The organism is Streptomyces sp. NPDC048142 (assembly GCF_043202835.1).
Classification (GTDB): domain Bacteria; phylum Actinomycetota; class Actinomycetes; order Streptomycetales; family Streptomycetaceae; genus Streptomyces.
On sequence record NZ_JBIDBC010000039.1, the window covers coordinates 26,280 to 39,618 of the forward strand.

Consider the following 13,339-nt stretch of genomic DNA (forward strand, 5'->3'; position numbering starts at 1 on the left):
GCGGCGAGCAGGGAGTCGGCGAACATGGAGGCGGCGGACGTGGAGGCGGCGGACGTGGCGGCCCCGCGTGACGCCTCAGGCGGGTGCGGTCACGCCCGCTCCGGCATGCCGTTCGTCGAGTACGAAGGCGGGGTCGACCTGGGCGGCCAGGTCGGATCCGGTCTTCTCGTTGCCCCAGCTCTCGGCGTTCTTCAGGTGGAAGTGCACCATCTGGCGTGTGTAGCGCTCCCAGTCGCGCAGCCCGTACGAGTCCTCGGCGGCGTCCTGCAGCGCTTGCAGGGCCATCCGGTTGTCGGCCTCCAGCAGCTCGAACCTGGACGGCCGGCCCTTCTCCATCGACCGTACCCAGTCGGAGTGGCCGACCCCGATCAGCAGATCGTCGCCGACCTCCGCTCGCAGGAACTCCAGGTCGTCCGGGCCCTGCACTTTGTTCCCGACGACCTTCAGGGCGATGCCGAAGTCGCGTGCGTACTCCTTGTACTGGCGGTATACCGACACCCCCTTGCGGGTCGGCTCCGCGACCAGGAAGGTCATGTCGAAGCGCGTGAACATGCCCGAAGCGAACGAGTCCGAGCCCGCCGTCATGTCGACCACGACGTACTCGTCCGGACCGTCCACCAGGTGGTTGAGGCAGAGCTCCACGGCCCCGACCTTGGAGTGGTAACAGGCCACTCCGAGATCGGACTCCGTGAAGGGGCCCGTCGCCATCAGCCGGACGTCCCCGTCGTCGAGCCGCACCGTACGCGCGCAGGCCTCGAAGATCGGGTTGTCCTCTCGGACCCGCAGCAGCCGGGAGCCCTCGCCGGGCGGAGTCGTCTTGATCATCGTCTCGGCGGAAGCGATACGGGGGTTGGTGCCCCGCAGATAGTCCTTGATGAGAGGGAGATGCGCGCCCATGGCGGGCAGCGCGGCGGCCTCCGGCTCGTCCAGGCCGAGCGCGGCCCCCAGATGCTGGTTGATATCGGCGTCCACGGCGATGACGTGGGCTTCGTTGGCGGCGAGGTGGCGGATGAAGAGCGAGGACAGCGTGGTCTTTCCGCTGCCGCCCTTCCCGACGAAAGCGATCTTCATGTTCACCTAGGGTAGCGGCATCATTGCGGTGCGCTGTCATTCTTCGTGAAGAAGGCCACTTGGGGGTGGTCCGGGTGTGGTGGGCGCGTAGCCTCGCTACTTATGAGTACGACTGCCTCAGACCCGCTTGCCGCGCTCGGCTCCCTGCCCGGCGTGCCCGATGCCGTGGATTCCGTGCGCAAGGCCGTCGACCGGGTCTACGGTCATCGCGTCATGCGTCGCCGCAGCAATGAGGTCACGGCCGAAGCCGCACTGCGGGGTTCTCGCGGTTCGGCCGCGCTGGCCGGCGCGGACTGGAATCTCGAAGAGGTGCGTCGCCGCACCGACTTCAGTGGCGAGGACGAGGCGCGCATGGTCGGCGCCGCGCTGCGACTCACCGCGGAAGCCGGTCAACTCCTCTCCATCTGGCGGCAGTCGCCGCTGCGGGTGCTGGCTCGCTTGCATCTGGTGGCGGCCGGCGGGGCGACTCCCGACGACGCGGTGGGGCGTCCCCGGCTGGCGGGTGAGTCCGTCGACGAGCCGCTGATCGAGGCACCGCTGCCCGGGGCGGAGGAGGTCGCCGGACGACTCGAAGGGCTCTCGCGGCTGATCATCGCGGGCGGCAGTACCCCCGCCCTGATCACGGCCGCCGTGGTGCACGGTGAACTGCTGGCGCTACGGCCGTTCGGCTCGCACAACGGTCTGGTGGCCCGGACCGCCGAGCGCATCGTGCTGATCGGCAGCGGACTGGACCCGAAGTCGATCTGCCCCGCCGAGGTGGGGCATGCGGAACAGGGCCGGGCGGCCTACGTCGCGGCGTTCGAGGGCTACACGGCCGGAACCCCGGAGGGGATGGCCGCCTGGATCACCCACTGCGGGCGCTCGATCGAACTCGGCGTACGCGAGTCGACCGCGGTGTGCGAGGCACTTCAGCGCGGCGCCGCCTGAGGGTCCGACGCGACAGTCGTCGGCGGTGCGGCGCGGTCTGGAGGGCCGACGTGGTGGACACGGGCCTCGGGCGTCGGTGGGAGTCGATTCCCGGGCGGCCGATGCGATGGACCGGGCAAGGGTTGGCGACGGGCCGGGGAAGGGTTGCGGCGGTACCGATGTGCGGTACCGCCGCTGGCACGTCCGCCCAGTTACCAAGCGTCCTCGTAAATTGCCCATCAGGTCGGGTACTTTGCCCGTCACCTGGTGCGGCTGGCCCGTAATCGACGGGTCGACGTCGCGTGGGTGCTCGACTTTCGTGCTCGGTCCGTGGGGCCGTTCTGCGCTACAGGTCATCCTCGCGGATGTCCTTGGTCTCGCGGGCCGTTAAATCCTTTGTACTCCAGGACCAGGGGAAGGGAAACCCCTGGCTCCGCTTCTTTACTTTTAGGTTCAAACAAGGGTGAATCGGACGAGAGCGTCCGAGCGCCCCGGCGGAGCAACCTGGCGGAGAGACCCGCCGGAACGTCTCGGCGGAGCGCCTCCCCCCGCCTCGCTTCGTCCCGAGCCACCTCGCTCCGAGCCACCTCGCCCCGCTTCGCCCCGTCCCGAGCCACCTCGCCTCGCTTCGCCCTGCCCTGGCCCGGCGTTACTCCGCCCCGCCTCATTCCGCCTCACTCCGCCCCGTTCCGCTTCACCCCGGCAGGGTGGCGCCGGCGGTACGTCGACGACTGGCGTACCAGACCAGCCCCGCGGTGACGGCCGCCGCGCCGACAGCGGCCGCCGCCACGAGAGCGGGGCGGGGTGGCATCGAGAAGGCGGGCAGGCGTTGCTTGAGCCGGACCGGGCGGTCGAAGACGAGAATCGGCCACTCGCGAAGGGTCGCTTCGCGGCGCAGCGCACGGTCGGGGTTGACCGCGTGCGGGTGGCCGACCGACTCCAGCATCGGTACATCGGTCGCCGAGTCGCTGTAGGCGTAGCAGCGGGAAAGGTCGTACCCCTCCGAGACCGCTAGCGCCTTCACGGCCTCAGCCTTGGTCGGTCCGTAGGCGTAGTACTCGACCTCGCCCGTGAAGCAGCCGTCGTCGCCGACGACCATGCGAGTGGCGACGACTCGGTCGGCTCCGAGCAATTCGCCGATGGGTTCGACGACTTCGGCGCCCGAGGTCGAAACGATGACCACATCGCGTCCTGCCGTGTGGTGTTCCTCGATGAGGGTGGCGGCCTCGTCGTAGATGATTGGATCGATCAGGTCGTGCAGGGTCTCGGCGACGATCTCCTTGACCTGCTGGACGTTCCATCCCTTGCAGAGCGCGGAGAGGTATTCGCGCATCCGCTCCATCTGGTCGTGATCGGCGCCCCCGGCGAGGAACACGAACTGTGCGTACGCAGTGCGCAGTACGGCGCGGCGGTTGATCAGTCCGCCTTGGTAGAAGGACTTGCTGAAGGTCAGTGTCGAAGACTTCGCAATGACCGTCTTGTCCAGGTCAAAGAAGGCTGCTGTGCGCGGTGAGAAGCAGTTTTCCACAACGCTGAGCATAGGGGCCCACCATTCGGCGTAAAATCCGGCGCGTGGGTTTGCCTGAGAAGGCCCTCGGGTACACCATGGAAGTCACGGATCGTTCGCGACCGTGCTAACCCGGTCCGACTCCTCCCCCCCCCCCGAGTCGGCCGTGGGGACGACCCCCGCTCTCCCCCCCCGGCGGGGGTCGTCGCATGTCCGGACGCGTTTTCGGGGTGGGAATCACCTGAGTCTCCCGTCTGGCCACCATCGGCCTGATCGTGCGAGCCGGGCGTAGTGCGACTCGTCTCGTCACAGTGTGTAGCCAAAGGGCTGCGCTGCGGAAGTCGCTGGTATGGGTTACGGAGTTATTCACAACCACCAGGTTGTCCACAGTTTTTCATCAAGATCCACATGTTTTTCCGCGGTGCTGCACGTTGATTCCACCCGCGAAGTCCGCGGGTGCCGGAATCGCGCATCTCGGAAACGTTCGAGAACACCGCGAACCGCACTGAAGGGGCAGTGAGAAGGGGGCGGAGATCGTGGCTGGATCCCTGGCAGGAGAAGGGGCGGCGGTCGCCGAGTGGTGCCGCGGAGGCCCGCTGATCGTGACGGAGGACGTGGAGCTGCTCGACGACCTGCTGCGGCTGTGCGCGGCGGCCGGAGCCGAGCCGGAGGTTCATCACGGTCCGCCCGCGCGTGGTGGTGGCTGGGAACGGGCTCCGATGGTGCTGGTGGGCGACGACGCCGCCGCCCGATGCCGGGGCGCCGGCCGCCGGAAGGGGGTGATGCTGGTCGGCCGGGACCAGGACGACCCGGACGTGTGGCGGCGGGCGGTGGAGATCGGGGCCGAATATGTGCTGCGACTGCCCGATTCCGAGAGCTGGCTCGTTGACCAGATCGCCAATGCCGCCGAAGGCGTGGGGCGGCCCGCGCTCACCGTCGGCGTGATGGGCGGCCGGGGCGGCTCCGGCGCATCAACACTGGCCTGCGCGCTTGCCGTGAGTGCGGCGAGGTCCGGTCGGCGGACGATGCTGATCGACGCCGACCCATTGGGAGGCGGGATCGACGTCCTGCTCGGTGGTGAACGCGCCGAAGGTATGCGTTGGCCGGATTTCGCGCAGTCGAAGGGACGCCTCGGCGGTGGAGCCCTAGAGGACTCGCTGCCCGCGCTCCACGGGCTTCGGGTGCTGAGCTGGGGGCGCGACGACGAGGTGGTGATCCCGCCGCAGGCGATGCGGGCTGTGCTCGCCGCCGCGCGCCGGCTCGGCGGGGTGGTGGTCGTGGACCTCCCGCGCCGGGTCGACGAGGGAGTCGCCGAAGCCCTGGCCCAACTCGATCTCGGCCTGCTCGTGGTGCCGGGCGAACTGCGCGCGGTCGCGGCGGCCAAACGCGTCGCGTCCACGGCCGGAATGGTGCTGGACGACCTGCGGGTGGTGCCCCGTGGCCCGTATGCGGCAGGTCTGGACGGGCAGTGGGTCGCCCAGGCCACAGGCCTTCCGCTCGTCGGTGAACTTCCCCTGGAATCAGACCTTCTGGTCTCCCAGGACGATGGGACCCCGCCCGGCGGCAGCGCCCGGGGCCCGCTGGCCCGGTTCTGTTCGGCCTTCTGGGAACAGGTGGCGGAGGCCGGCGGCACCAGCCCGATGACCGGCCTGCCCGGGGGAGGGAGGGGATGACGGACGAACTGCTCGACGCCGTACGCCAGCGGCTGGCACGCAGCGGCACCGCGCCCACTCCGGCCGGAGTCGCCGCAGCGCTACGGGCCCAGGGGCGGTTGCTGGGGGATGCCGAGGTGCTCGGCGCCGCGGCAGAGCTGCGGGGCGAACTCGTCGGCACGGGGGTGCTGGAGCCGTTGCTCGCGGATCCGGAGGTGACGGATGTGCTGGTGTCCGCACCGGACCGGGTGTGGGTGGACCGGGGCGGCGGACTCCAGCTGACGGCCGTCACCTTCCCGGACGCGACGGCGGTCCGGAGGCTGGCCCAGCGTCTCGCCGCGGTGGCCGGCAGGAGGCTGGACGACGCACGGCCTTGGGTGGACGCACGACTGCCCGACGGCACCCGGATGCACGCCGTACTGCCTCCGGTGTCCGTCGGCTCGACCTGCCTCTCCCTGCGCGTGGTGCGGCCGCGGGCCTTCTCCCTGGCGGAGCTGGTGGATGCGGGCACGGTGCCACCGGGCGGCGACCGGATCCTGCGGGCCCTCGTGGAAGCGCGGATCTCCTACGTGATCAGCGGCGGTACCGGAGCGGGCAAGACGACGCTCCTCGCCAGTCTGCTGGGCGCGGTCGGCGTGAACGAGCGGATCGTGCTCGCCGAGGACTCCGCCGAACTGCGGCCGGACCACCCGCATGTGGTCCGCCTGGAGTCCCGCCCGGCCAATCAGGAGGGCGCGGGCCGGGTGACGTTGCGAGATCTGGTGCGGCAGGCGCTGCGCATGCGTCCCGACCGACTGGTGGTCGGAGAGGTGCGAGGCGCCGAAGTCACCGAGCTGTTGGCCGCCTTGAACACTGGACACGAAGGCGGGTGCGGCACCGTCCACGCCAACGCCGCCGAGCATGTCCCAGCCAGGCTGGAGGCGCTGGGCACCGCAGCCGGCCTTGACCGGGTCGCCCTGCACAGCCAGTTGGCAGCCGCGCTTTCGGTGGTCGTGCATCTCCTGCGGGACCGTGCGGGGCAACGGCGGGTCGCCGAGGTGCACGTCCTGGAGCGGGATGCGGCAGGTCTGGTGCGCACGGTTCCGGCCCTGAGCTGGGGCGTCGGTGGATTTGTTCCGGAGCGGGGATGGGAACGGCTGCGGTCGCTGATCGGAGGTGCGCTGTGACGGGGGAAACGTCCGCGTACGGGGCCCACGCGGTGGCTCTCTGCGTGGGTTCGGCGGTGTGGCTCGCGATGATGCGGGACCCGGGGGTGCGGCGGGCACGGGTGCTGTTCGTGGACACTCCGCCCGAGCCGCTTCGGAAGTGGGGTCGGTTCCCTTGTCTGCTCAAGGCCCGGGGACGCGTGACGGAGGCAGCCCGGGGACGTCGGGAGTGGTGGTGCGTTCCGGTGGCGGTGCTGCTTGCGGTGCTGGGGAGTTCGGTGCTGCCGCTGGTCGCGGGAGCTGTTGCCGTCCCGTTGGTACGCCGGTGGCTGCGGAGGCGGGCCGGAGCGCGGGAGGCGGAGAAGGCGGCGATCGCGGTGGCGGCGTTGTGCGGATCGGTGGTCGGGGAGCTGCGGGCCGGCCGCGAGCCGGGACAGGCGTTGCTGGTCGCGCTGCGCGAAGGCATGGAGGAGGACCACCCTTCGGCGACGGTCGCTTCCGGCAGTCGGCTGGGAGAGGGGGAGGCCGCGGTGCTGGCGGCGGCGCGGTTCGGCGGCGACGTGCCGACAGCGCTGCGGCAGGCGGCGGAGGGCCCGGGTCTGGGGGGTCTGTCCGGGATGGCCGCGTGCTGGCGAGTGGCTGTGGACGGCGGGGCAGGCCTTGCGGCCGGGCTGGAGCGCCTGGAGTCCGCGCTGCGGGAGGATCGGCGCAGACGGGAGGAGTTGCGCGCCCAACTGGCGGGAGCATGGTCGACGGTCGTGGTTCTGGCACTGCTCCCGGTCGCGGGTCTGGGGCTGGGAGCGGCCCTCGGAGCCGAACCCTTGCGCGTACTGCTGCACACCCCGGGCGGCCTGGCCTGTCTGGCGGTGGGCGCGTTCCTGGAGGCGGCCGGGCTGTTCTGGGCCTGCCGGATCGTTCGCGGAGGGGAGGCGGCGTGAATGCTGTGGGCGGAGAAGTTCTCCACAGCCTGGGGATGTCGGCGGCGGTGCTGGGCGCGGCGGCGCAGCTGGTAGTCGTGACTGCCGCCAGGTATCGGAAGCGAGCGGTTCGCGGGCGTGGCGCGCTGCTGTTGGGCATGGCTACGGCCGCACGGCCCGGCAGGTGGAGCCGGACGATCGAACGGCTCCGGTCGAGCGGTGATTCCGGTCTTTCCGAGGCCGCTCGGCGGTGGGCGGCTCCGGCCGGGGCCTGGCTGACCGGATGGATTCTGGTCGGTGGTGCGATGGGCTGCGCCGTCGGTTCGGCCGCGGCGTACGGGACGTGGCGCCGGCAGCGAGCCCGGCCGCGTCCCGGCAGTACCCATCCGGAGCGTGCCGTGATCACCGGGCAGCTTCCCCTGGCCGCGGATCTGCTGGCCGCCTGTATCGCGGTCGGGGCAGGTCCCCGGGAGGCGGCCGAGGTGGTGGGCGAATCCATCGGTGGCCCGGTCGGTGATCGGCTCGCCCGAACTGCCGCAGAGATCCGCCTCGGCGGCGAACAGGCCGAGGCATGGGGCCGGTTCGCGGAGATACCGGGCGCAGGCCCGCTGGCCCGCTGCCTGCACCGGGCAGGCTCGACGGGGGCCCCGGCCGCCGAGCCGGTTGCCAGGCTGGCCGAGTCGATGCGCGCCGAGCGAGCCGCTGCGGCGGTGACACGGGCGCAACGGGCCGGGGTGCTGATCACCGCGCCGGTCGGCCTCTGCTTCCTCCCCGCCTTCCTGGCGGTCGGGGTGGCACCGGTGATCATCGGCCTGGCCGGCGACCTGCTTGCGACCGGCCGTCCGGGCCGCTGAGGCTGCGCGCGTTTCGCGGCCGGCAGTGACCCGGTGGTCACTTGCTTTCGCTATCACTCACGGGTGTTCCGTTCAGGCGCCCGATCGTCATCGATGCTCTTCGGGGGATGAAATGGAAACGAAGTTCTGGAACCGGGCGGTCGATGTTCTCCGCAGGGGGCGGCTGTCCACAGGGGCTCCCGGCCGGCCGGTGAAGTGGCCCGCACGGTGGGCGGGGCGGCTCGGCCGCTCCGATCGAGGGATGACCACGTCGGAGTACGCGGTGGGGACCATCGCGGCGTGTGCCTTCGCGGCGGTGCTCTACAAGGTGGTGAACAGCGGGCCGGTGCTGTCGGCGCTGCAGTCACTGGTCGAGGACGCGCTCGATGCGAAGTTCTGAGACCGCCCGGGGCCGTTGCCCGGGGAAGGGGCCCGTGGTGTCGGACCGCGACCTTCCCCGGGGCCGGCACCGGATCCGGGCCACGAACGGCGACGGGTGTGGCGACCGGGGCGCGGTGACGGCGGAGGCGGCCGTGGTGATCCCGGTGTTGGTGGGCTTCGCCATGGCACTGCTGTGGGCGCTGATGGCGGCCTCGGACCAGATCCGTTGCGTGGACGCGGCGCGGGTGGGCGCACGGGCCGCTGCCCGTTCGGAGCCGGAGGCGGTTGTGCTGGAAGCCGTGCGGGAGGCGGCGCCCCACGGTGCCCGGGTCGAGGTGGGGCGGGCGGGAGACCTGTGGCGCGTCCGGGTGGAGGCGCCGACCCCGGGGCCGGGCTTGCTGGCCCTGACCCTGAGTGCCGAGGCGGCTGCCCTGGCGGAGGACACGGTGGGGGGTGCCGGGCCATGAGAGCGAGAGGGACCGAGGACCGGGGGCTGGATGGGTTTCGTCGTCGGGACGTGCTCCGGCGGTGGGGCCAGGGCCGCGGCGTGGGCAAGGGCGCGAACAGGGGCTGGGGCGTGGGCCGAGGAGTGGGCCGGGCGGCGAGCCGAGGAGTGGGCAGGGAGGCGGGCCAGGACGGGAACCGGGGTGCGGGCCAGGGCAGGAGCCGGATCGTGGAACGGGCCTCGGACCGGGGTGTGGACCGGACCTCGGACCGGGGTGTGGCGACGGTGTGGGTGGCTGTCACCGCGGCCGGTCTGTGCACGGTGTTCGCCGTGGTGCTCGCGATGGGGCAGGCCGTGGCTGCCCGTCACCGGGCAGGCGGGGCAGCGGATCTGGCGGCCCTCGCGGCTGCGGACCGGGCGCTGCAAGGGGCGGTGGTCGCGTGCGAGGCGGCCCGGCGAGTAGCCCTGGCGCAGGGGGCCGTGCTCGTTCGCTGCGCGGTGCACGGGGAGATCGCCGATGTGACCGCCCGTTCGGGGTTCGGTCCCTACGAACCCGCCGTCAGGGCCCGGGCCGGCCCCCCAACCGCTCCCCGCGACACGGTGTCCGAGAGGAGCGTCGGGGTCCGGCGGGCCGCTAGGGCACGACCGAGGGGAACGACCGCTGGGACCGGCCGTTCGACCGGCCCGAGTGTTCCTGGTGGGCAGGTGAGCCCGCCCACGACCCCGGTGGCAATATCGGCGAACATGAACACGCTACGGACCTCGACTGCGGTGGCCGTCCTGTTGGCCGCGCTGGCGGGATGCTCGACATCACCCCTGCCCGCGGACGACGCCGGCGGGCCCGCGCCGCTGAAGTCGTATGCCCGGGCAGACCGGGTGGCGATGCCGGAGCTGGCGGGGGAACGCGTCGACGGCGAAGGCCGGTTCAGCTTGAAGGGGCTGCGGGGCAAGGTCGTCGTGGTCAACGCGTGGGCATCCTGGTGCGGTCCGTGCCGCGCGGAGGCACCCGGGCTCTCCCGGGTGCACGAGGAACTGCGGGGCAAGGGCCTGCGGGTGGTGGGGGTCAACGCGGACGTGTCGGTCGGCAAGGCACGCGCCTTCGAGAAGGACGCGGAGCTCGTGTATCCGAGCCTGCACGACCCGCAGGGCCGACAGCTCCTCCGGCTCCCGAAGGGCGTGGTGAACACCGCCGGATATCCCTTCACGATCATCGTCGATCCGGAGGGGCGGATCGCTGCGGCGCGGATCGGAGCGATCGGCGAGACGGAGCTGAAGCGGCTGGTCGCGCCGCTGTTGCCGTCCTGACAGCACTTCCTGACAGCACCTTCTGACAGCACCTCCTGGCAGTGCCTCGTCGGCGGCAGGTTGTCCGGCGGTCTTGTCCCGGCGGTTCACGCCTCCGGCGTGGTCGCTCCGTCCGGTTCCGGGGGTGCGGCCCGGAGGAGTTCGGTGAGAAGGCGCACGGCTCCGCGTTTGTGCAGGGGCTCGTTGCCGTTGCCGCACTTGGGGGACTGGATGCAGGAGGGGCAGCCCGCCTCGCACTCGCAGGACGCGATGGCCTCACGGGTCGCCGTCAGCCACGTACGGGCGGTGTGGAAGGCCCGCTCGGCGAATCCGGCTCCTCCTGGGTGGCCGTCGTACACGAAGACCGTCGGCAGCAGGGTGTCCGGGTGCAGCGGTACGGACACGCCGCCGATGTCCCAGCGGTCGCAGGTGGCGAAGAGCGGCAGCAGCCCGATCGACGCGTGCTCGGCGGCGTGGAGTGCGCCGCCGAGGATCTCCGGGTTGATCCGGGCCGCGTCGAGCTGGCCCTCGGTCACCGTCCACCAGACGGCGCGGGTACGCAGGGTGCGGGGCGGCAGGTCGAGCTTCGTCTCTCCCAGGACTTCCCCGGTGATCAGTCTTCGCCGGAGGAACGAGACGACCTGGTTGGTGACCTCGACCGAGCCGTAGCAGAGCCGCCCCTGTCCCCAGGGGATCTCGGTGTCGGTCTCCAGGACGGTGATGGCGGTGGTGTCGCGGGCGACCGTCGAGTACGGCGGGTCGGCCTGCTCGACCAGGGCCACGGAGTCCTCCAGGTCCAGTTTCCGGACCAGGTGGGTGCGGCCCTGATGGAGATGGACGGCGCCTTCGTGCACGGCCGTGTGGGCGGCGGCCGCGTCGACGGTGCCCAGTAGGCGGCCGGTGCCCTCCTCGACGATCTGGACGGGACGTCCTCCACCGCCCCGGATGTCGGCGAGGTCGGCGGCCCGTTCGCGGCGGGTCCAGTGCCAGCCCGATGCCCGTTTGCGCAGCAGTTTCGCCGCCTCCAGCTGCGGCAGCAGTTCGGGCACAGCCGGGCCGAAGAGCGCGATGTCGGGCCCGGTGAGGGGCAGCTCGGCGGCTGCGGCGCAGAGATGGGGGGCCAGGACGTAGGGATTGTCCGGGTCCAGCACGGTCGACTCGACGGGCTGCTGGAACAGCGCCTCCGGGTGGTGCACCAGATAGGTGTCCAGCGGGTCGTCCCGGGCCACGAGAACGGCCAGGGCGCCCTGGCCGGAGCGGCCGGCGCGGCCCGCCTGCTGCCAGAGGGACGCCCGGGTGCCCGGGTAGCCGCAGATGACGACCGAGTCGAGGCCGGAGACGTCGATGCCGAGTTCCAGGGCGGTGGTGGCCGCCAGACCGAGCAGCTCGCCGGAGTGCAGCGCCCGCTCCAGGGCCCGGCGTTCCTCGGGAAGGTAACCCCCGCGATAGGCGGCGACCCGCTCCGGCAGCGAGCGGTCGACCTCCGCGAGGCGCTCCTTGGCGATCACCGAGATCAGTTCGGCACCGCGCCGGGAGCGTACGAAAGCGACCGAGCGGACGCCCTGGAGGGTCAGGTCGGTGAGCAGGTCGGCGGTCTCGGCCGTCGCGGTACGGCGTACGGGGGCGCCCTTCTCGCCGTGCAGGTCGGTCAGAGGGGGCTCCCACAGGGCGAAGACCAGCTCGCCGCGCGGGGAGGCGTCGTCGGACACCTCCTTGACCGTCAGGCCCGTCAGACGCCCGGCTGCGACCGCGGGATCCGCCGCCGTGGCCGAGGCCAGCAGGAAGACCGGATCGGCCCCGTAACGGGCGCACAGGCGTCGTAGACGGCGCAGGACCTGGGCGACGTGGGAGCCGAAGACGCCCCGGTAGGTGTGGCACTCGTCGATCACGACGAACCGCAGGGCGCGCAGGAAGGACGCCCAGCGGGGGTGGGACGGCAGGATCCCGCGGTGCAGCATGTCGGGGTTGGTCAGGACGTAGTTCGCGTACTGCCGCACCCATTCACGTTCCTCGACCGGGGTGTCGCCGTCGTAGACCGCGGGCCTGACGGCGTTGCCGAGCGGGGCCGCGAGCGCCTTCACCGAGCGCCGCTGGTCGGCTGCCAGGGCCTTGGTGGGGGCGAGGTACAGCGCGGTGGCCCCGCGCCCGTTCGGGGCCTCGGAGCCGTCCAGGAGGGCACTGAGGACCGGCGCGAGGTACGCGAGGGACTTCCCCGAGGCCGTGCCGGTGGCGATCACGACCGATTCGCCGTCCAGCGCGTGCTCGGCCGCGGCGGACTGATGAGCCCACGGATGGATGATCCCGGCTTTTTCGATCGCCGAGATCACTTCTGGCCGGATACGATCCGGCCAGATGGCATGGGTTCCCGATCGCGGGGGCAAGTGCTCCGTATGAGTGATGCGCGCGGCCCGGCCCGCCCCTGCGGCGAGCCGGTCGAGGATCATGGCGGGAGAGGGGCGCGAGTCCCCACTCTCGGGTGGTCGTCCGGGACGGTGATTCTTGGCCATCGGCACCGAGTGTGTCACTGGCGTGACGGACAATGGTCCCAAGGCGTCGTGCATGGCTGCTGGTAAGTGATTGAATGCCATCGCGGCTGGCGATCCGTCCCCTGGCCTCCGTCGGGGAGACCGAGGGGCGACCGCTCGATAGCAAGGTGCTGGAGGATCCGTGGACCTGTCCTTGTCGACTCGCAATGTGTCCGGCCCTGGTGGCGACCGTACGGTCGTCGAGGTCGGTGGCGAGATTGATGTGTATACCGCGCCCAAGCTGCGCGAGCAGTTGGTCGAGTTGGTGAATGACGGCAGCTACCACTTGGTTGTCGACATGGAAGGCGTCGACTTCCTCGACTCCACCGGCCTCGGCGTGCTCGTGGGCGGCTTGAAGCGTGTCCGGGCCCATGAGGGCTCGTTGCGCCTGGTCTGCAACCAGGAGCGCATTCTCAAGATCTTCCGGATCACAGGTCTGACCAAGGTGTTCCCGATTCACACCACGGTCGACGAGGCTGTCGCCGCCACCGACTGAGGTCGGAGCAGGCCGGCCCCCGGGCCGGTCGGCAGGCAGTGAACAGGCCGGCAGCGGCAGCGCATGGGCCGTGACGGGCAGGCGGTCGACCCTCGGGTCGGCTGTCGGCTTTGTCGGCTTCCGGAGGAGAGCAGGGGTGCCGGGCGACACGCCCGGGGCCCCTGAGGCGTACGCCCG

At 71.4% G+C, this 13,339-nt stretch carries 12 protein-coding genes and 1 pseudogene; 10 read left to right on the top strand and 3 right to left on the bottom strand.

Annotated elements, in window-relative coordinates; translation table 11 throughout:
* Positions 1-75: 75 nt before the first annotated feature.
* A complete protein-coding gene (locus tag ACGF2Y_RS32330; RefSeq protein ID WP_392954828.1) occupies positions 76-1,071 on the bottom strand; it encodes an ATP-binding protein in 996 nt (331 codons plus the stop codon).
* Positions 1,072-1,173: 102 nt separating this feature from the next.
* Here ACGF2Y_RS32330 and ACGF2Y_RS32335 point away from each other — a divergent pair, with 102 nt between their 5' ends.
* Positions 1,174-1,998 carry an oxidoreductase gene (locus ACGF2Y_RS32335; protein ID WP_392954830.1) on the top strand — a complete coding sequence of 275 codons (825 nt, stop codon included), beginning with the start codon at positions 1,174-1,176 and terminating at the stop codon, positions 1,996-1,998.
* Between the two features lie 673 nt (positions 1,999-2,671).
* Here ACGF2Y_RS32335 and ACGF2Y_RS32340 read toward each other — a convergent pair.
* Positions 2,672-3,517 (bottom strand): HAD family hydrolase, encoded by an 846-nt coding sequence (locus tag ACGF2Y_RS32340; RefSeq protein ID WP_392954832.1) that lies wholly within the window; start codon positions 3,515-3,517, stop codon positions 2,672-2,674.
* A gap of 503 nt (positions 3,518-4,020) precedes the next feature.
* On the opposite strand from ACGF2Y_RS32340, the gene ssd reads away from it, so the two are divergent.
* From ssd to ACGF2Y_RS32380, 8 genes and pseudogenes are all read left to right on the top strand, one after another.
* Positions 4,021-5,157 carry a septum site-determining protein Ssd gene (ssd, locus tag ACGF2Y_RS32345; RefSeq protein WP_392954833.1) on the top strand — a complete coding sequence of 379 codons (1,137 nt, stop codon included), beginning with the start codon at positions 4,021-4,023 and terminating at the stop codon, positions 5,155-5,157.
* Positions 5,154-6,302 carry a TadA family conjugal transfer-associated ATPase gene (locus ACGF2Y_RS32350; protein WP_392954835.1) on the top strand — a complete coding sequence of 383 codons (1,149 nt, stop codon included), beginning with the start codon at positions 5,154-5,156 and terminating at the stop codon, positions 6,300-6,302. Before ssd ends, ACGF2Y_RS32350 begins: the two co-directional genes overlap by 4 nt.
* Positions 6,299-7,219, top strand: coding sequence for a type II secretion system F family protein (locus tag ACGF2Y_RS32355; protein WP_392954837.1), 921 nt, complete (start codon positions 6,299-6,301; stop codon positions 7,217-7,219). The genes ACGF2Y_RS32350 and ACGF2Y_RS32355 overlap by 4 nt, the downstream gene beginning before the upstream one ends.
* Positions 7,216-8,052: a type II secretion system F family protein gene (locus ACGF2Y_RS32360; protein ID WP_392954839.1), complete on the top strand. Its 837-nt coding sequence runs from the start codon at positions 7,216-7,218 to the stop codon at positions 8,050-8,052. The genes ACGF2Y_RS32355 and ACGF2Y_RS32360 overlap by 4 nt, the downstream gene beginning before the upstream one ends.
* 112 nt (positions 8,053-8,164) lie before the next feature.
* Positions 8,165-8,431 (top strand): DUF4244 domain-containing protein, encoded by a 267-nt coding sequence (locus ACGF2Y_RS32365; RefSeq protein ID WP_392954841.1) that lies wholly within the window; start codon positions 8,165-8,167, stop codon positions 8,429-8,431.
* On the top strand, positions 8,418-8,879 hold the full coding sequence (locus tag ACGF2Y_RS32370; RefSeq protein WP_392954843.1) for a TadE family type IV pilus minor pilin: 462 nt from the start codon (positions 8,418-8,420) through the stop codon (positions 8,877-8,879). Before ACGF2Y_RS32365 ends, ACGF2Y_RS32370 begins: the two co-directional genes overlap by 14 nt.
* A pseudogene (locus ACGF2Y_RS32375) lies at positions 8,876-9,376 on the top strand (Rv3654c family TadE-like protein); the annotation flags it as partial. The gene ACGF2Y_RS32370 and the pseudogene ACGF2Y_RS32375, both read left to right, overlap by 4 nt.
* Before the next feature lie 225 nt (positions 9,377-9,601).
* A complete protein-coding gene (locus ACGF2Y_RS32380) occupies positions 9,602-10,162 on the top strand; it encodes a TlpA family protein disulfide reductase (protein ID WP_392954866.1) in 561 nt (186 codons plus the stop codon).
* An 86-nt stretch (positions 10,163-10,248) separates the two neighbouring features.
* Here ACGF2Y_RS32380 and ACGF2Y_RS32385 read toward each other — a convergent pair whose 3' ends face one another.
* Positions 10,249-12,729 (bottom strand): DEAD/DEAH box helicase, encoded by a 2,481-nt coding sequence (locus tag ACGF2Y_RS32385; protein WP_392954845.1) that lies wholly within the window; start codon positions 12,727-12,729, stop codon positions 10,249-10,251.
* Positions 12,730-12,808: 79 nt separating this feature from the next.
* Here ACGF2Y_RS32385 and ACGF2Y_RS32390 point away from each other — a divergent pair, with 79 nt between their 5' ends.
* Complete coding sequence (locus ACGF2Y_RS32390; RefSeq protein ID WP_003967428.1) at positions 12,809-13,162, top strand: STAS domain-containing protein; 354 nt, start codon at positions 12,809-12,811, stop codon at positions 13,160-13,162.
* Positions 13,163-13,339: the final 177 nt, after the last annotated feature.